Genomic DNA, 18,517 nt, shown 5'->3' with positions numbered 1-18,517 from the left:
CGTCCGAGATGACGGCGTGAGCTTTTGCGTTGACGCCCGCGGGCGCCAGTCCTCTGCGTCCGCGGGCCAAAACTCGCGTAGCATCAAGGAAAACCGGTCAACAGCAGCAGCGCCGGCCAACAGCAGCTAGGGGGCGTCTTGCGCGCAACGGTCAAGGACGTAGCGCGCCGTGCGGGGGTCTCGCCCAAAACGGTTTCGAATGTGATGAATGGGATCGTGCCTGTCAGCGGCCCCACACGGCTCAGGGTTGAGCAGGCCATGGCTGAGCTGGATTACGTCCCCAACCTTTCGGCACGCGGACTGCGGAACGGGCGCTCAGGGGTCATTGGGCTGGCGTTGCCGGACCTGGCCACTCCGTTTTCCGCAGAGATTGCCCAAAGCATTGTGGAGATTGCCCACGAGCAAGGCTTTAGCGTGCAGATCGAGGAAACGGGCTCGGATCCACAGCGTGAGCAGGAGTTGATGACACGTGCGCGGGCCAACCTCATCGACGGCCTGATCCTCAATCCCGTGGTCCTGGATGAGAGCGCCGTGAAAGTTGGCATTGCACTGCCTCCTGTGGTCCTGCTCGGTGAGGTGTCCCAGCAGTTGGCTGACCGGGTGTTTGTGGACAGCTTCGCAGCCGCGCGGGACATGACCCTGGCGCTCGCCAGCTCCGGACGGCGGCGTATCGCCGTGCTGGGCACCACCCAGGGGCGCGGATCCGCGGCGGCCCTTCAGCGTACCCAGGGGTATGAAGCGGCTCTGGACAGCCTCGGGATTCCGCGCGATGAATCGCTGATGATCCCGTGCGAAAAGTGGACGCCGGAAACCGCCGCGAAAGCCCTGGGTGCTTATCTGGAAGCGAATCCCGCTCCCGAAGCATTGTTCTGCTTCACGGACTCCATGGCAATTGGTGCGCTGAACGTGCTCTGGAAGCGGGGCTTGCGGGTTCCGGAGGACATTGCGGTAGCGGGCTTTGATGACATAGCCGATGGCCGCTACGCCGTTCCTTCGCTGACCACGGTCTCTTTTGACAAGCGCACCATCGCCAGCGAGGCACTACGCCTGCTGACAGAGCGCATGGCGGACAGGGGCTCCGCGCAGCGCGTTGTCAGCGTTGAATACACCATCGTCGAACGGGACAGCACCCGCTCCTAGGGGGATGCCCCAAGGATGAGTCAAGAGTCATCCATCAAATTGTGTGCGCTAACAATTTTCTCTTGCCCTGCCTATTACATCGATGTAATGTGAGACCTGCGTCACCCTGGGGCCAACCTTAACTCCAGAGCGGGGACGCGCCGGAGCCGGAATTCCATGCAGTAGCAGTGCAGCAACGCACTCCAGTAAACGCAGCACAGCAGTGACCTTTCAGCGGACCCATCCAAAGGAGTGACGGGTGAAGCAGTTTGAATCTTTGACCGGGAAACATTTGTCCCGGAGACAATTAATGACAGGGTCAGCCCTCCTTGGCGGCGGCCTCCTGGCGGCAGGCCTCACGGGCTGCGGAGGTGCAGCACAGGCCGCGGCGGTTCAGGACATCGGGTTTTGGCACCTCCTTTCCGGCGGTGACGGCATCAAGATGCAGGCCATGATCAACGCCGCCAACCAGGCCAATCCAGGATTCAAGGTGCACCCCACCGTGCTTGCCTGGGGTCCGCCGTACTACACCAAACTGGCCATGGCATCGGCGGGAGGTCGCCCACCGGAGGTGGCCATCATGCACGCCAGCCGGGTTCCCGGGTATGCGCCAGGTGGACTCATTGAGCCGTGGGACCTGGACCTGCTTGCAGAGAATGGCGTGACGGCCTCCGATTTCGCCCCCAGGATCTGGGAAAAGAGCCAGCACAACGGCAAGGTCTTCTCCATCGCACTGGACTCCCACCCGTTCGTGATGTTCTACAACACGGATATAGCAGGAAAAGCGGGCGTGCTGGCCAGCAACGGTCAGCTTCAGGAAGTCAGCTCCCCGCAGGAGTTCAAGGCCATGGCACTGGAAATGCAGAAGGTCACCAAGGCCCACGGGCTGTCCTTTGGCTACCTTGGCAGTGGTTCGCAGATGTGGAGACTGTTCTACACCCTCTACAAGCAGCACGGCGTTGACATGGAACTGACACCGGGTCAGCCCATGAAGGTGGACCGGGAAGCGGCTATCGAGTCGCTGGAATTCATGGCGTCCCTCTTTGACGACACCATCGCAGCCCAGGCCGGGGATATCAGCACGGGCATCGCGGAGTTTGCCCGCGGAGGATCGGGCATGCTGTTCAGCGGTGTGTGGGAGCTGCCCACCATGAAAAAAGCCGGCATCCCCGTCGATGCGGCCACCATACCCACCCTCTACGGGACACCCGCGTCCTACGCGGACTCACACTCCTTTGTCCTCCCGCGCCAACTGAAGCTCAACGAGGACAAGCGCAGGGACGTCTACAAGTTCGTCACCGATGTCCTCAAAGGATCGCTGTCCTGGGCTGAAGCCGGACACATCCCCGGCTACCAGCCCGTGGTCCAGTCACAGGCCTACCGTGAGCTCACGCCCCAAATTCACTACGCCAACGCGGCGGACATCATCGCCTACGATCCCGAATCCTGGTTCAGCGGTTCGGGCTCGGACTGGCAAACCTACTTCGCGGAGAACGTCCAGAACGTCCTTCTGGGAAGGGACAAAGCAGCTGCAGGATGGGATGCCTTCGAACAACGCACCAACACCCTCCTCTCCCGCCCCAACCCGGTTTAACCGGCCCCCGTACCGAGCGACCAAAGGAGTTCTTGAATGAGTACCTCTACGCTGTCCCGGCCCAGGCCGGAGAATCTACGCAAACCCGGCAGCCGCACCCGAAGCAACCTGAGCGGCTGGGGATTCGCCGCTCCGTTCCTTGTTTTCTTCCTTGCTTTCCTGGTCTGGCCCATTCTCTACGGCTTCTACATGAGCCTCACGGGCAAGTCCCTCACTGGAGCGAACGACAGCCTCATCGGCTTCGCGAACTACGCCGAAGCTCTGGCCGACGCCGATATGTGGCGTTCCTTGGGCAACACCCTCTACTTCACGGTGATCAGCACCGTCCCATTGGTCCTCGTCGCGCTGGTCATGGCCGCGTTGCTCAATATCGGGCTACCCGCGCAGTGGCTGTGGCGCCTGTCCTACTTTGCGCCCTATCTCTTGGCATCAACCGTGGTGAGCCTGTTCTTCACCTGGATGTACAACCCTCAACTAGGCCTGATCAACGAGTTCCTCACGGGCATCGGCCTCCCCAGGGTTGCTTGGCTCAATGATCCCAACGTAGCTATGTGGGCGATCGTCATCGCCACTCTCTGGTGGACCGTGGGCTTCAACTTCCTGCTGTACCTGGCCGCGATGCAGAATATTCCGGCCCAACACTATGAGGCAGCATCGCTGGACGGTGCGGGCGCGTGGCGTCAATTCTTCTCCATCACCCTGCCGCAGCTCACTCCCACCACGGTGATGATTGTGCTGTTGCAGATCCTGGCGTCACTGAAGATTTTCGATCAGGTGTACCAGATGACCGCGGGTGGCCCCGGTGGATCCACCCGGCCAGTGGTCCAGTACATCTTTGAAACCGGGTTCACCGGTTACCGGCTGGGTTACTCGGCAGCCATCTCCTACATCTTCTTCGGACTGATCGTGGTCATCTCGGTCATGCAGTTCGTCATCACCCGCCGCAGGAGTGCATAACCATGGCAACCCCTACCCTGACCCGTCCCGCACCACATGCCACAACCGCAGATAGCCTCACAATCCGCCAACCGCGCAAGAAGCTGACGGTCGGCAGGATCGCCGCCATCGTCGTTGCTGCCTTCATCGCAGTGCTGTGGCTGATTCCCTTCGCATGGGCCACGGCCACCGCTTTCAAAACCGAAACGGACGCCGCAGCTCCGGACGTGACCTGGCTGCCGCCGTCGGGATTTACACCCGAAGCGTTCGTGAAGGTGTTCCAGGACGGCAACATCCCGCTGTGGACCTGGAACTCGCTCTACACGTCCGCGGCCATTACGGCCATCACCCTGGTGATCTCGGCACTGGTGGCCTACGCGCTTTCCAGGATCGACTTCAGGGGCAAGAAGGTGCTGATGACCGTGATCATCGCGTCCATCATCATCCCGCCGCCCGTCTTGATCATTCCGCTGTTCTACCAAATGCTGGCGCTGAACTTGATCGATACCTCGTGGGCCATCATCCTGCCGCAGGTCATCCACCCCGCCATGGTGTTCGTGCTCAAGAAATTCTTCGACCAGATCCCGCGCGAACTCGAAGAAGCGGCCGTCATGGACGGTGCCAGCCGCTTGCGGATCTTCACCCAGATCATCCTGCCGTTGTCCCGGCCCATCCTGGCCGCCGTCGCGATCTTCGTGTTCATCGGCGCGTGGAACAACTTCCTGTGGCCGTTCATCGCCACCAACGACGGCAACCTGCTCACGCTCCCCGTTGGCCTGCAGACCATCAAGAGCGCCTACGGCATTCAGTACGCGCAGAACATGGCGTCCGCATTGCTCGCGGCGCTCCCGCTCATCCTCGTCTTCCTGTTCTTCCAGCGCCAAATCATCAAAGGCGTCGCGACGACGGGACTCGCCGGAACCTGACCGGCACCTTCCACTTATCAACAGTTTCGATACACAACCAAGGAGATACATGTCCCGCGCACGCATCACCCTCGACCGCGACTTCACCATTGGCGAGGTACCCCGACGACTTTTCGGCTCCTTCGTGGAGCACATGGGCCGCTGTGTTTACACCGGAATCTACGAGCCCGGCCACCCGGAGGCCGACCAGAACGGTTTCCGCCAGGACGTCATGAAGCTCGTGAAGGAACTTGGCGCCACCGTCATCCGGTACCCCGGCGGCAACTTCGTCTCGGGCTACAACTGGGAAGACGGGGTGGGCCCGCGTGAAAACCGGCCCCGCAGGCTGGACGGAGCCTGGCACACCGTGGAGACCAATGCATTCGGCCTTCACGAGTTTGTGGACTGGTCCAAGCAAGCCGGCACGGAAATCATGGAAGCCATCAACCTGGGCACCCGGGGCGTGGACGCGGCCCGCGAGATCGTGGAATACGCCAACCACCCCGGCGGAACTTACCTGTCCGATCTCCGCGCCAAGAACGGGCACAAGGACCCGTTCAACATCAAGCTCTGGTGCCTGGGCAATGAGCTGGACGGGCCGTGGCAGATCGGCCACAAAACCGCCGACGAGTACGGACGCCTGGCACAGGAAGCCGCCAAGGCCATGCGGTTCGTTGACCCCACGCTGGAGTTGGTGGCCTGCGGCAGTTCCAGCTCTTCGATGCCGACTTTCGGCGCGTGGGAGCAGACCGTCCTCACCCACACCTACGACGAAGTGGACTATGTTTCCCTCCATGCCTACTACCAGGAGCACGACGGCGACGTCGGCAGCTTCCTGGCCTCCGCCGTCGATACCGACTACTTCATCGAGTCAGTGATCGCCACCGCGGATGCTGTGCGAGCCAAGGGCAAGCACAAGAAGCACATCAACTTGTCCTTCGATGAGTGGAACGTCTGGTACCAGCGGGGCTTGGACACGGAAGACCAGCCGCACAACGTGGCCAAGGCCGGTTGGCGCGAGCACCCGCGCGTGATCGAGGACAAGTACAACGTCACCGATGCCGTGGTGGTGGGAACGCTGCTCAACTCGCTGCTCCGGCACGGTGATCGTGTGAAGATCGCCAACCAGGCACAGCTGGTCAACGTCATTGCGCCGATCCTTTCGGAGGAGAACGGTCCTGCCTGGAAGCAGACCATTTTCCACCCGTTCGCACGGATGGCTGAGCTCGCCAAGGGCCAGATCCTGCGGCTCTCCGTGGACTCGGACAAGTACTCGAATGCGCGGTTTGGGGACACAGACCTGGTGGACGTCAGCGCTACGTGGAATGAGGAAACGGGCCGGGTGGCACTGTTCTTCGCCAACCGCGGGCTGGAAGAAGCCGCCGACGTCGAGGTTGCCTTGCGCGGTTTCGACGCCCGGCAGGTGGTCCGCGCCGAGGTCCTGGAGATCCCGGAGGGTGGGGACCGTTTGACCATCAACACCCAGGATCAGCCGGGCCGCGTTGGCCTGACTGCTCTGGAAGGTGTGAAGGCGACCGGTTCGGAGCTGCGCCTGACGCTGCCCGCATTGTCCTGGGCCGTCGTCGAGCTTGATGTGGTGAAAGGCTAGCCGGGTTAACGCACGACGGCGGGTGGCTGGCTAGATTGCGCAGCCGTCAGGGCCGCAGGCCTCAGCGTCGGAGGCACCCACCGGGATCAGCGGGTTGGCTTCCTGCCACGCCTGGTTCAGGGCCTCGCTGAACAGCTCGGCGGGCTGGGCGCCGGAGATGCCGTACTTGCGGTCGATGACGAAGAACGGGACGCCGGTGACGCCGATGGCGCGGGCCTCGTTGATGTCCATGTTCACGTCCTCGGTGAACTTGTCCGTAGTGAAAAGCTCCGCCACTTCATCGGCCGGCAGTTCGAGGGAGGCACCGAGTTCCGTGAGGTACTCCTTGTTGCCGATGTCCTTGCCGTGCTCAAAGTGATCGCTGAGCAGCTGTTCCTTGGCTGCATCCTGGCGCCCGTGGGAGGCAGCAAGATGGATGAGGCGGTGGGCGGTGAAGCTGTTGGCCACCACCACCTTGTCGAAGTGGTAGTCCAGGCCTTCGCCCTTTGCCGTCTCCGTGACATGGGCGAACATCTGCTTGACCTGCTCCGGAGCCATGCCCTTGCGGTTGCTCAGGTAGTCCAGCTCCGTGCCGTCATAGTGCTCCGGGATTGAGGGGTCCAGCTGGTAGCTCTTCCACTCAATGTCCACGGAATCGCGGTGCGGGAACTGTGCCAGGGCGGTCTCAAAACGGCGCTTGCCGATGTAGCACCACGGACACGCGACGTCTGACCAGATCTCAATCTTCATGCTCTCTGCAACCCTGAGCGCCGCCCGCGCATTCCATACCCGGCTGTTATTTTCCTCACCCGTTGTTGTTGCAGGCCAAGGCAAATAGTCTGTGTAAAGGGTTATGTAGCCAGCCCTTGGAATGGGGGTTTTGCGCGGAGGCACCAGCATGCGCATCGGACTCATTGTTGGCCCTTGGTTTACCGTGCCGCCCGAAAAGTACGGCGGAACTGAGCGTGTAGTGGATGCCTTGGCACGGGCGTTCGTGGATGCGGGACACGAGGTACTGCTTGCAACGGCAGCGGACAGCACGTGCCCGGTGCCCCAGCTTCCGGGCTTTGGGCCCAGTGAGCCGGAAGAAGTCGGCCTCACACTGAGCGAGCTGGGCCATGTGATCAGGGCCTACCGGGACATGGGCGATGTGGACATCATCCACGATCACACCCTGGCCGGCCCCCTCTACTCCCACCGGCCGCAGGATGTGCCCGTTGTGACCACCATCCACGGGCAGCTCTCACCACGGGCGGCAACCCTGTACCGGGACATGGCACAAGACACCGCCATCATCGCCATCTCCCACGATCAGTGCAGCCGGGTCCAGGATCTGGAAATCTCGGCGGTCATCCATCACGGGATCGACCTTTCCGCGGTGAGCCCCGGCCGCGGCGCCGGGGGATACCTGTGTTTCGTGGGACGGATGTGCCCGGATAAAGGACTCATGGAGGCGGTGCGTATTGCCCGGGCAGCGGATGTCCCCCTGCGGATCGCAGCCAAGATGCACGCACCGGATGAACTTGCCTACTTCCATGACGTGGTGCAGCCTTCCTTGGCTTCCAACGAGGAGTTCCTGGGCGAACTCCGGGATCCGGAGAAATACGAGTTGATGGGCGACGCGATGGCCCTGCTCAACCCCATCCAGTGGCACGAACCTTTTGGGCTGGTCATGATCGAAGCCCTGGCCACGGGAACCCCCGTCCTGGCCACACCCATCGGGGCAGCTCCGGAAATCGTCAGGAATGGTGTCACCGGTTTTGTGGCGTCCACGGGAAAATTGGTGGAGTGTGTTGGCCGCATCCCGGACCTGGACCGTGAGGCTTGCAGACGCTCCGTGGAAGAATCCTTCAGCGCGCAACGCATGGCAGCGGACCACGTTGACTTTTACGCGAAGGTCATTGAACAATTCCGCGCCGGACCTCTTCCCGGCGGGGACGTATTGCAAGAGAATCGGAGGCAAGCCCTCCAAGGCTACCCACCCTCAAGGAAAACTCCGGAGGAGGCCCGCCGGCCATGACTGCCTGGAACGAAGACACCGAAGCCGGAGCGTCAGAACTGGGCGCCGTCACCGTCGTCGAAGGTTCATCGTTCTGTATTTCCTCGCATTCCGGTGACATTCACGGCGGCGGTTCCCAAGGTGCCTACTATCAGGACACGCGGATAGTGTCGCGTTGGATCCTGCGGGTCAACGGGGCGCTCCGGGAGCCGCTGGTGGCCCGGAACCCCACCGCCTTCCAAGCTGAGTACCTTGGCAGGGCCTGCTCGGCAGACGGCAGGTTCGACAGCCCGCTGGTGGTCCAGCACCAAAGGCACGTGGGGGCCGGCCTGCGGGACGACATCACCATCAGGAACTATTCGAGCCAGGACGCGCCGTGCGAGATTGAACTGCTGATCGACGCCGACCTCGCTGATCTCTTCGACGTCAAGGGCGGCCGTACCAACAAAGCCGGCAACCCTGTGAAGAAGGCCCACAGGAAAGAACTGCACATCGATTCCCTCCACTCCAGCGGGCAACGCCGGGGTGTGTCGTTCCGGGCCTCAGGCGCCAAGGTTTCCGATGATGGGCTACGGTTCCACGTCACCATTCCTGCCCGCAGCCAGTGGTCCACCAGCATCATCGCCCTTCCCCTGGTCAACGGAAAAGGACCTAGCGACCCCTTTACCGAAACCACGCCGCTGCACCACACGCCGGGCGTTCGCCGCCACGTCGCATGGGAAGAGCATGTTCCCCGGATTGCCGTGACGGACGCCAACGTAGAGGAAGTCCTGGAAAGGAGCCAGCGTGATTTGGGCTCGTTGCGGATCTTCGACCCCGCACACCCAGGCCGCGCCGCCGTAGCCGCGGGTGCGCCGTGGTTCATGGCACTGTTTGGGCGTGACTCGCTCCTTGCCTCCTATATGTCGCTCATGGTGGATCCCAACCTGGCGGCCGGAACCCTGCAGACCCTGGCCACGCTCCAAGGGACCAAGGTTGATATCGACTCCGAGGAAGAGCCGGGACGCATGCCCCACGAGGTGCGACTCGGGGTCACAGCAGGGCTCGCCCTGGGAGGGACCGCCTACTACGGAACCGCGGACGCGACGCCCCTGTTCGTCTCAACGCTCGGTGAGCTCAGCCGGTGGGGCCTCGGCACGGACATCATCGAATCCCTCCTCCCGCACGCTGACCGCGCCATCGAATGGATGGAGCAGTACGGGGACCGCGACGGCGACGGCTTCATCGAGTACCAACGGCCCAACCAGCACGGCTTGGTGAACCAGGGCTGGAAGGACTCCTGGGACGGCATCAACTTCGCCGACGGCCGCATGGCAGAGACGCCCATAGCCCTCTGCGAAGTTCAGGCCTACGCCTACGCGGCCTACGTGGGACGGTCCCTGCTGGCGCGGGTAGCGGGGGACCCCGCCGTCGAACGCCGATGCGCGGACCGCGCCGAAGCGCTGAAAGCCGCCTTCAACGAAGCCTTCTGGCTCCCGGAGCGGGGCTATTTTGCCTTGGCGCTGGACAAGGACAAGAAACCCGTGGATTCCTGCACCTCCAACATGGGGCACTGCCTCTGGGTGGGCATCGTGGATGAGGACAAGGCCCCATTGGTGGCGGAGCGGCTGATGTCCCCTGAGATGTTCACGGGCTGGGGCATCCGGACTCTGGGGTCCGACATGGGCGCGTACAACCCCGTCAGTTACCACAACGGCTCCGTCTGGCCCCACGACACCGCGCTCGTCGCCACAGGACTGATGCGGTACGGCTTCGTGAAGGAAGCCAGCCGGGTTGCGAGCGGACTGTTCGACGCCGCCGAGTACTTTGGCGGGCAACTTCCGGAGCTTTTCTGCGGCTTTGACCGTGGCGACTTTTCGGAGCCGGTTCCGTATCCGACGGCGTGTTCCCCGCAAGCGTGGGCAGCGGCGGCGCCGGTCCAACTCGCCCGGATCCTGCTGCGGTTCGACCCCGACTTCACCCGGAACGTGCTGCATCTGGCGCCGATCCTGCCGGACGCTTATGGGTCGTTCCGCGCGGACAACGTGCTGCTGGGGCGCTCGCGGATCACCGTGCAAGCCTCCGGTTCGTCCGGTACCGTAAGCGGGCTTCCGGCAGGGCTCGAACTGCGCTCAGACCCTCGGCCGCCGCTGACGGGGGACTTGTTCGGCTAGAGCTCGTTTTCCATGACGAAGTCATGCTCCACGGTGTTGCCGAGCTTGAAAGATTTTGTGCCTACCCGCTGGAAACCGCTCTTCTCGTAGAAGCGGATGGCTTTCGCGTTCTCGCTGTTCACGCCCAGCCACACCCCGGCTGCGCCCTTGTCAGCAGCATTCGCCAACGAGGCCCTGATGAGTTCTGATGCTGCGCCCTTGCCGTGGTGGTCCGGGTGGACGTAGCACTTGCTCAGCTCGGTGGAGGGGAGCGCGGACAAGACGGCTGCGACGTCGGGGTCGCTGGTCGGCTTGGCAATCAGCATGGTGTACCCGTTGAGCTGCCCGTCGTCGTCGATCACCAGGATGGTGATTTTCGCGTCGGCGAGGTAGTCCTCAAAGTTGTCTTCGCTCAGGGTCTTTTCAATGTGGGCCTGGATGTCCGCCGGTGAGGCGCCAGGCGGGCAGGCCAGCGGGAAGGTGATGGCGGCAAGCTCAGCCAGCTTCCCGGCGTCGTGCGTTGTTGCGGTGCGGATGGTTTCAGTCACGTGAGTCCCCCTTGCGAGTTTTTGGACAGCTAATGCCCCCAAGAACGAATCTTAGGGGCATTAGCTGTACGAAAAAGTCCTGTTACTCCGCCTTGACCGCCAGCACCGGGCAGTCCGCCTCCAGCAGGATCCGTTGGGACACGCTGCCCATGATGAGCTTGCCCACTGGGCTGCGGCGGCGAAGGCCGATCACAATCAGGCTGGCGTCATTTTCGTCGGCGGCGTCCAGGACCTCGGCCGCTGCGTCATGGCCGCGGACCGGCTGCTTGATGATGTGCTGGATTCCATGGTCCGCCAGCCGCTCCTCGATGCTTTGGATATCCGGTTCCTGGGCGTACCGGTTATCCACCAGGGCGTCGCCCTTGGAGGAGTTGATGACCAGCAGGGTGTCGTTGCTCTTCTTGGCCTCGGCAATGGCTTGCGTCAGTGCCGCTTCGCCTTCCGGTGTGGGGACGTATCCCACCACGATGGTCATGGTTTCTCCTGTTTGTGCTGGACCGGGGTGGTCTTGTGGCGGGTTGCTTCGGCCTCGGTGTGACGGTCCTGGACAGGTGGCCCGGCAAGCACTGGCATTGGCCGATTGCGTCGGATGAGCTTGTAGATGAACGGCCAGGCCAGGATGATCGCCACGATGATGTAGACCACGATCGCGATGGGTTCGCTGAAGAGGCCTGCGGGGTCGCCCGCGCTTAGTTGCAGCGTCTTGCGGAGCTGGCCTTCGATGCGCGGGCCAAGGATGACGCCGAGGATTAGCGGCAGGACCGGGAGCCCGAAGCGCCGCATCATGAAGCCCAGGGCGCCCAGTACCAGCAGGATCACCAGGTCGAAAGCCTGCAGATTGACCGAGTAGGCGCCCAGCGTGGCAAAGAACAGGATGCCTGCGTAGAGGTATGGGCGGGGGAGTTGCAGCAGCTTGGCCCAGACCGGCGCCAGGGGCAGGTTGATGAGCAGGAGCAGGAAATTGCCGATGAACAGGCTGGCGATGAGTGCCCAGACCAGGGGGCCTTGGCTGGAGAACAGCTGCGGGCCCGGCTGGATTCCGTAGGACGTAAAGGCAGCGAGCATCACGGCAGCCGTTGCGTTGGTGGGCAGGCCCAAGGCAAGCATGGGGGTCAGTGTTCCGGCAGCGGCGGCGTTGTTTGCCGCTTCCGGTCCGGCGACGCCCTCAATAGCGCCCTTGCCGAACTCCTCGGGGTGTTTGCTGAGCCGCTTCTCGGTGACGTAAGAGAGGAACGTAGGAATTTCCGCGCCGCCAGCTGGAAGGGCGCCAAACGGGAAGCCGAAGGCAGTGCCGCGAAGCCAAGGCTTCCAGGAACGCTGCCAGTCGTTCTTGCCCATCCATGGGCGGCCAACGGGAATGACGTGCAGCGGGGTCCGGCGCAGGTGGGCGGCAACCCAGAGCGCTTCACCCACGGCGAAGATGGCAACAGCCACCACCACAATGTCCAGGCCGTCCACCAGCAGGGGCTGGCCGAACGTCAGGCGCCGCTGGCCGGTCACGGAGTCGATGCCCACCAGCCCGATTGCGAGGCCCAGGGCCAGCGAAGCGAAGCCGCGGAGTCTTGAGGAACCAAGGACTGCGGTGACGGCAAGGAGGGCCAGAATCATGATCGCGAAGTAGCTGGGAGCGCCCAGGCTGACGGCGAATTGCACCACAATAGGTGCGAAGACGGCCAGCAGGGCAGTGCCGATGGTACCGGCAATGAAGGAACCGATGGCCGCAGTGGCAAGCGCCTGCGCGGCCCTGCCCGCTTTGGCCATCTTGTTGCCTTCGATCGCCGTCACCACCGACGACGATTCTCCCGGTGTGTTGAGGAGGATGGAGGTGGTGGAACCGCCGAACATGCCGCCGTAGTAGATACCGGCGAACATGATGAAGGCACTGGTGGGCTCCAACGCAGCGGTCACCGGCAGGAGCAATGCCACAGTCATGGCCGGGCCAAGTCCGGGAAGGACGCCGACGGCGGTGCCCAAGAGGACGCCGATTACGGCGAACAAGAGGTTCATGGGGGTCAGGGCGGTGGCGAAACCGTCCATCAAGGAGGACCAGACGTCCATTAGAGGATTCCTTCCAGGAGCCCGGCCGGCAGTGCGATGCCCAGGCCGAGGTAGAAACCGTAGAAGGTCAGCAGGGCCAGGGCGACGGAAATGAGGCCGTCACGAATGTAGCGGCGGCTGCCCAGTGCCAGCACGCTGCCCCAGAAGAGCACCGTTCCGGAAATGACCCAGCCGGCCCAGTCGATGAGCAGGATATTCAGGATGAAAGCTCCTGCCAGGGGAAGGACAGTCTTCCAATCTGCAGAGTGGGCGAGGTCCACGTCTTCGCCGCCTTCGGCTTCACCCTTGCCGCCCCGGAGGACGTTGATGGCAAGGAGGATGGCGCAAATAATCAAGAGTCCGGAAACAATGAACGGAACAGTCTTCGGACCCACCGGGTCCGACTGGGAGTACGGGGTCACCAGGCCGTTCGCATCCAGGAAGACCAGGACGCCCACCGCGCCGAGCAGGAGGGCTACCCCCAGCTCGGCGCGGCCTTTAAGGCCTGTGGCTAAGGAGCTCACGCCAACCCGAGCTTGGTGAGGACGTCCGCCACCCGCTTGTCCTGGTCAGTCAGGAATGTCTTGAACTCGTCACCGGTAACGAACGCATCGGACCAGCTGTGGGTCTTGAGAGCTTCCTTCCAGCCAGCGGATGCGTGCATCTTCTCAAGGGCGGCGATCAGGGACTTCTTGTCGTCCTCGCTGATGCCCGGAGGGGCCACAACGCCACGCCAGTTGGTGAAGACCAGGTCAATGTTGGATTCCTTCAGTGTGGGAGCGTCCACACCGTCCAGGCGGTTCTCGCCACTGGTGGCCAGTACGCGGATCTCACCGGACTTGATCTGCTGCAGGTACTCGCCGGCACCTGAAGCGGCGAAGCCGAGCTTGTTACCGAGGATGGCCGGCAAAAGGTCGCCACCGCCGTCGTAGGAAACAAAGTTGACCTTTGTGGCGTCAATGCCAACAGCGCCGGCCAACTGCATCGGCAGGAGGTGGTCCGGACCGCCGGGAGAGGAGCCGCCGCCAACCGAGATGGAAGCAGGATCGGCTTTCCATGCCTTCACTAAATCATCAATGGTCTTGTACGGGGAGTCTTTGCCCACCATGATGGCGCCCGGTTCCTCGATGAGCTTTGCCAGCGGGGTGGTTTCGGTCAGCTTGGACTCGGACTTGTTGGTGTAGCTCGCCCCAACAACGCCCAGGCCCATGAGCATGGTGAGATCACCGTTGCCCTTCTCGTTGACGATGCGGGCCAAGCCCACGGTGCCGCCCGCACCGGCAAGGTTGAAGACCTCGGTGTTGGTGGAGATTTTCTCGTCGTCCAGGACCTTCGCAGCTGCACGCGCCGTGGTGTCGTAGCCACCGCCGGGGGTGTTGGGAACCATGATCTGGAGGCCGGTGATGGGTCCTGCTGCGCCGGTGCTGTCAGAGCTGGTGGACTTGCCTGTGGCACCGCAGCCGGTGGCCATCAGGGCGATGCCGGCGGCGACGGCGGCGACTCGCAATGCGCGGATCTGGCGCATGGTGTTCCTCTTCTCATCATCGAAAATTCAGTGCAGGGCGATCAGCGTTGTGCCCCGTTGATTTGATGCTAGGTCCGTAAGTGACAGGGATCACTCTTGTGTTCGCAGTGATCTTTAAGTTCATTGCGTTCACGGTTTTTGACGGTCTGAGCTGGCCTTCTGTACCACTGGGGTCTTCTGTGCCGCTGGGGTATAGTTCCGATACGCCAGGGGGAGCAGTTGCCCGCACCCCGCTCACAGGCGCCACCAAAGGAAACCAGCAGTGACGCGATTGACTCGACTGCCTCGAAGACGAGGGATGTCCTTGGCAGGGCAATACCTTGTGCTGCAGTTGCTGATCGTCCTGGCGGTTCTTGTTGCCGTGGTGGCTATTTCGCTGGCGCAATCCGCCGCCGCCTTCGAACGGACCGAAGGCCGCCGGGCGCTTTCTGCAGCCGAAGCCCTGGGCAACAACCCTACGGTGCGTGCACTGCTACCTGCTGCCGAACCCCGCACCGGATCAGCACTTCCCGCCGTTGCCGAATCTGTCCGCACCGTCTCCGGATCCTCCCACGTGGCGCTCGCCAGGATGGACGGCACCGTGGTGGCCTCCTCAGATCCAAGCCTGGTGGGGCAGTCGATGCCGCTCGGTGACAGCAGGGTCATGGAAGGCCGTGCCTGGACAGGCGTCCTGCCGGGCAGTAACGGTGCCGTACTTTCCGCCCACGTCCCCGTCCTGGACGACGCCGGAACAATGATCGGCATAGCCTCCATCAGCCGGAACTACCCTTCCACCATCGAGCGGCTGGGAGACGCCGTTCCCAACCTCCTCACCTATCTGGGCGTGGCCAGTGTCCTCGGAGTGGCCGGATCCCTTCTGCTGTCCCGCCGCGTCAAACGGCAAACCCTGGGCATGGAACCGCGGGAAATCACGGGGCTCGTGGAAAACCGTGAAGCGATGCTGCAGGGCCTCAAAGAAGGTGTGGTGGCGCTGGATCCCCACGAGCGCATCACAGTGGCAAACCAGAGCGCCCGGCAACTCCTTGGCCTGCCACCGGACTGCGTGGGTAAAAAGCTGCGATCCCTGCACGTGGATCCTGCACTGAAAATCGTCCTTACCCGTGAGCAGTCAGACCCCGATCAGCTGGTGCTCGTCGGGGAACGGCTGGTAGTCATGAACCGCGTGGCCCTCCGCTCGCACGGCCGCGACATCGGCTCGGTGACAACACTGAGGGACCGGACCGAGCTATCCTCCCTGGAGAGCGAACTCGGCGCCACCCGCACCGTCACGGACACCCTGCGGGCCCAAGCCCACGAGTTCGCCAACCAACTCCACGTCATCTCCGGACTCATCCAAATCGGCGAATACGATTCCGTAGTCCAGTTCGTCAACGGCGCCACACTGGACCGGACCAGGCTCAACGATGACGTCACCAGCCGCATCCAGGACCCCGCGCTCGCGGCCCTCCTCATCGCCAAAGCCAGTCTTGCCACCGAGCGCGGCGTGGAACTGCAGCTGGACCCGCAGTCCGCGCTGCCGCGCGTCAACGAGGAACTGTCGCGGGACCTCACCACGGTGGTGGGCAACCTGGTGGATAACGCGTTCGACGCCGTCACCGGCCTTCCGGGGGCATCGGTCCGGGTGCTGGTGGCAGACTCCGGTGACGAGGTGGCCGTCACGGTCCGGGACAACGGCCCCGGTGTACCCTCCGGCTCCGCCGAGGACATCTTCCGGCAGGGCTTCTCCACCAAAGAGCCCGGCCCGGGAGACGCCCGCGGTTTTGGCTTGGCGTTGTCACGGGTGATCTGCCGGCGATCCGGAGGGGACCTGAGCTTCTCGAACGACCATGGAGCGGTGTTCTCTGCACGCTTCAGCAACAAGGGGGCAACTCAGCCGTGATTAAAGTACTGATCGTCGACGACGACTTCATGGTGGCCAAGGTCCATGCCGGGTTCATCCAACGGACGCCCGGCTTCGGAGTGGTGGGCGTGGCCCATACGGGTGCGCAGGCCCTGGTGGAGACCGAGCGGCTGCAGCCGGACCTGGTGCTGTTGGACATCCATCTCCCGGACATCAACGGGCTTGACCTCATGCACCAGCTCCGCGATATTGCCCCGGAGCTGGATGTCCTGGTGATCAGCGCTGCCCGCGAAGTGGAGACTGTGCGGAAGGCTTTGCGCGGCGGCATAGTCCATTACCTGATCAAGCCGTTCTCCCAATCCGACCTACAGGAGCGGCTGGAGCACTATCTCAGTGCTTACCAGGGCCTGGACGCGTCCAAGGTTGAAGCGGAGCAATCCGATGTAAACCGCGTCTTCGGGTTGAGTGTTTCCGAGCGGACCCTTCCCAAGGGCTGCAGCGTGGAGACGCTCGAATTGGTTGAATCGGCGCTCAAGTCTGCGCCCGGTGACCTCTCAGCCGCCGAGCTTGCAGAACAGTTGGGTACGTCCCGGGTCAGCGCCCGTCGTTACCTTGAGTACCTCCACGACGAGGGGGCGCTGGAGGTCAGACTCAAGTACGGCGTCGGACGCCCTGAAAGGCGATATGTGCTGAAGGGGCGGTGAGTCCTGAGGGGTGCGAATCAGTGCTGGTTGATATCACGACGGTGGCCCATGGCGACTACCAGAACAATAAGTTGAGCGTCCCGGATCTCATAGATAATCCGGAAGTCGCCGGTACGGACACGCCAGTCATCACTGTTGCCGGATAGCTTTTGCCTCTGGCGGGCGAGGTGTTTCGGCGAGGAGTTCAATTGCAGCCTGAATACGTCGGCGTGCGTCCGGCGGGAGCTTTCGCAACTGACGGACGGCGGCAGGCGCGAGCTGCACTGAATAGCTCAAGCCAAGCCCAGCTCCGCTTTGACTTCCTCCCATGGCACGGCACCACTGCCGGTCTCGGTCATTTCGGTTCGAGCAGCTCAGTGCCGCGGCGCGGCGACCACGGCGCAACAAATACACCGGTTCGTGGCTTACTCGCGCGGTATCAACCGCTTCGGAAAGCCGACTTCGCGCAACAGTGACTGTCATCTCGCTCATACACCAATTAGGCTTTTCTACGCTGAAATGTACATTTCAGCGCTAGGTGCTCATGCGGTCGGGTTCCAGCCCAATGCCGGCCCCAGCTTCCCGGCGATGTCGCTAAGGATCTGCACGTAGTCCTCGTGGTCAAAACTGAACGGCAGGGCGAAGGCGACTTCGTCCACTTCCTGAAAGCCCTCATGGGCGTACAGTTGCGCGGCGATTTCGTCGCTGGTGCCAATAAGGTCCTTTGCGAAAAGCATGCCCTTGGGCCCCTGCGGAGCGCTGGTCCGCGGAGTGCGCTGATCGACGTAACGCTGGTATTTCTCCTGCTGGGCCGCGGAAGCCGAATCGGTGGGGATGACCACCAGGCCCTGCGAAGCCCGGGCGGTGTTTCCGGACGCTGCTGCGGCTTCACGGTACGCCCGGATCTGTGATTGTTGGACCCTGGCAAAGTCCGGTTCCTGGTCCTTATCCGGGAAAATCACGCTGCTGGACAGCAGATTGAAGCTGTTGGCCCCCGCCCATACGGCCGACTTCATGCTGCCCGCCCCGTACCAAAGGCGGCTGCGCAGTCCGGGTGAGTGCGGCTCCACCCGGTTGGAGTACTCCTCCACAACGCCCTGCTTGCCGGAGAAGTCCCTTACTTTTTCGCCTGCCACCAACCGTGCGAACCGGTCCACGCGGGCATATGAGAAGTCTTCTGATTCCGAAGAATCCGGGTACAGCTCATGCTTCACGGTGTGGTAGTTCATGGGTTCGCCCACGCTCAGCCCCGGATTGATCCGTCCCCCCGCGAGTAGGTCCACGGTGGCCAGGTCCTCTGCCAGGCGTAACGGGTTTTCCCAACCCAGCGGCGTTACTGCGGTGCCGAGTTCAATCCTGGACGTGCGCTGGCTGGCGGCGGCCATCACCGCCACGGGGGAGGAGATGCCGAACTGCAGATGGCGGTGCCGCAACCATGCGCTGTCGAACCCCAACTGCTCACCGAGTTCAATGATCTCCAGCGTGGATCGGTGCCCGGCGGCCGGATCGGTGGGGTCGAACAGGCCGATGGTGAGGAATCCAAGCTTGCGGAGGGGATGTTCTTGGGTTGGCATGGGCTTCCTTCGGGCTGGGCGTGAGGTTACTGCCCAG

17 protein-coding genes are annotated in these 18,517 nt (G+C 62.8%); 9 read left to right on the top strand and 8 right to left on the bottom strand.

All coding sequences use genetic code 11. The features are described 5' to 3' along the window. The first annotated feature begins 138 nt into the window (after nucleotides 1-138). From EU811_RS01390 to arfA, 5 genes are all read left to right on the top strand, one after another. Nucleotides 139-1,140, top strand: coding sequence for a LacI family DNA-binding transcriptional regulator (locus EU811_RS01390; RefSeq protein ID WP_142936737.1), 1,002 nt, complete (start codon nucleotides 139-141; stop codon nucleotides 1,138-1,140). Nucleotides 1,141-1,378: 238 nt separating this feature from the next. Further along, nucleotides 1,379-2,713 carry an extracellular solute-binding protein gene (locus tag EU811_RS01385; protein WP_142936736.1) on the top strand — a complete coding sequence of 445 codons (1,335 nt, stop codon included), beginning with the start codon at nucleotides 1,379-1,381 and terminating at the stop codon, nucleotides 2,711-2,713. A gap of 36 nt (nucleotides 2,714-2,749) precedes the next feature. Next, nucleotides 2,750-3,670, top strand: a complete 921-nt coding sequence (locus tag EU811_RS01380) for a carbohydrate ABC transporter permease (protein ID WP_142936735.1) — start codon at nucleotides 2,750-2,752, stop codon at nucleotides 3,668-3,670. Between the two features lie 2 nt (nucleotides 3,671-3,672). Continuing rightward, nucleotides 3,673-4,575, top strand: coding sequence for a carbohydrate ABC transporter permease (locus EU811_RS01375; protein WP_142936734.1), 903 nt, complete (start codon nucleotides 3,673-3,675; stop codon nucleotides 4,573-4,575). A 49-nt stretch (nucleotides 4,576-4,624) separates the two neighbouring features. Next, nucleotides 4,625-6,163, top strand: coding sequence for an arabinosylfuranosidase ArfA (gene arfA, locus EU811_RS01370; RefSeq protein WP_142936733.1), 1,539 nt, complete (start codon nucleotides 4,625-4,627; stop codon nucleotides 6,161-6,163). A gap of 30 nt (nucleotides 6,164-6,193) precedes the next feature. Here the strand turns inward: arfA and EU811_RS01365 are convergent, their stop codons facing one another. Next, complete coding sequence (locus tag EU811_RS01365) at nucleotides 6,194-6,892, bottom strand: DsbA family oxidoreductase (RefSeq protein WP_142936732.1); 699 nt, start codon at nucleotides 6,890-6,892, stop codon at nucleotides 6,194-6,196. A 148-nt stretch (nucleotides 6,893-7,040) separates the two neighbouring features. Between EU811_RS01365 and EU811_RS01360 the strand changes: the two genes are divergently transcribed. Then, nucleotides 7,041-8,162 carry a glycosyltransferase family 4 protein gene (locus EU811_RS01360; RefSeq protein WP_142936731.1) on the top strand — a complete coding sequence of 374 codons (1,122 nt, stop codon included), beginning with the start codon at nucleotides 7,041-7,043 and terminating at the stop codon, nucleotides 8,160-8,162. Continuing rightward, nucleotides 8,159-10,294: an amylo-alpha-1,6-glucosidase gene (locus EU811_RS01355; RefSeq protein ID WP_142936730.1), complete on the top strand. Its 2,136-nt coding sequence runs from the start codon at nucleotides 8,159-8,161 to the stop codon at nucleotides 10,292-10,294. Before EU811_RS01360 ends, EU811_RS01355 begins: the two co-directional genes overlap by 4 nt. Here the strand turns inward: EU811_RS01355 and EU811_RS01350 are convergent. From EU811_RS01350 to EU811_RS01330, 5 genes are all read right to left on the bottom strand, one after another. Next, nucleotides 10,291-10,821, bottom strand: coding sequence for a GNAT family N-acetyltransferase (locus EU811_RS01350; protein WP_142936729.1), 531 nt, complete (start codon nucleotides 10,819-10,821; stop codon nucleotides 10,291-10,293). The genes EU811_RS01355 and EU811_RS01350 overlap by 4 nt on opposite strands. An 82-nt stretch (nucleotides 10,822-10,903) precedes the next feature. Then, nucleotides 10,904-11,296, bottom strand: a complete 393-nt coding sequence (locus EU811_RS01345) for a universal stress protein (RefSeq protein ID WP_142936728.1) — start codon at nucleotides 11,294-11,296, stop codon at nucleotides 10,904-10,906. Continuing rightward, nucleotides 11,293-12,879 carry a tripartite tricarboxylate transporter permease gene (locus EU811_RS01340; RefSeq protein WP_142936727.1) on the bottom strand — a complete coding sequence of 529 codons (1,587 nt, stop codon included), beginning with the start codon at nucleotides 12,877-12,879 and terminating at the stop codon, nucleotides 11,293-11,295. The genes EU811_RS01345 and EU811_RS01340 overlap by 4 nt, the downstream gene beginning before the upstream one ends. After that, the gene (locus EU811_RS01335; protein ID WP_142936726.1) at nucleotides 12,879-13,382 is read right to left on the bottom strand and encodes a tripartite tricarboxylate transporter TctB family protein; all 504 of its coding nucleotides are present in this window, start codon (nucleotides 13,380-13,382) and stop codon (nucleotides 12,879-12,881) included. Before EU811_RS01335 ends, EU811_RS01340 begins: the two co-directional genes overlap by 1 nt. After that, complete coding sequence (locus EU811_RS01330; protein WP_142936725.1) at nucleotides 13,379-14,383, bottom strand: Bug family tripartite tricarboxylate transporter substrate binding protein; 1,005 nt, start codon at nucleotides 14,381-14,383, stop codon at nucleotides 13,379-13,381. Before EU811_RS01330 ends, EU811_RS01335 begins: the two co-directional genes overlap by 4 nt. Nucleotides 14,384-14,681: 298 nt before the next feature. Between EU811_RS01330 and EU811_RS01325 the strand changes: the two genes are divergently transcribed. Next, entirely contained in the window at nucleotides 14,682-16,262 is a 1,581-nt protein-coding gene (locus EU811_RS01325; protein WP_142937103.1) for a sensor histidine kinase, read from the top strand. Next, nucleotides 16,259-16,927 carry a response regulator gene (locus EU811_RS01320; RefSeq protein ID WP_142936724.1) on the top strand — a complete coding sequence of 223 codons (669 nt, stop codon included), beginning with the start codon at nucleotides 16,259-16,261 and terminating at the stop codon, nucleotides 16,925-16,927. The genes EU811_RS01325 and EU811_RS01320 overlap by 4 nt, the downstream gene beginning before the upstream one ends. Nucleotides 16,928-16,944: 17 nt before the next feature. Here the strand turns inward: EU811_RS01320 and EU811_RS01315 are convergent, their stop codons facing one another. Beyond that, entirely contained in the window at nucleotides 16,945-17,115 is a 171-nt protein-coding gene (locus tag EU811_RS01315; protein ID WP_342211710.1) for a type II toxin-antitoxin system RelE family toxin, read from the bottom strand. Between the two features lie 333 nt (nucleotides 17,116-17,448). Further along, a complete protein-coding gene (locus EU811_RS01305) occupies nucleotides 17,449-18,480 on the bottom strand; it encodes an LLM class flavin-dependent oxidoreductase (protein WP_142936723.1) in 1,032 nt (343 codons plus the stop codon). Between the last annotated feature and the right edge of the window lie 37 nt (nucleotides 18,481-18,517).

This window comes from Arthrobacter sp. TS-15 (assembly GCF_006964045.1).
Taxonomy (GTDB): Bacteria; Actinomycetota; Actinomycetes; order Actinomycetales; family Micrococcaceae; genus Arthrobacter.
Note: the sequence above shows the minus strand (reverse complement) of the source record. Positions and strands in the feature narration are given on the sequence as shown.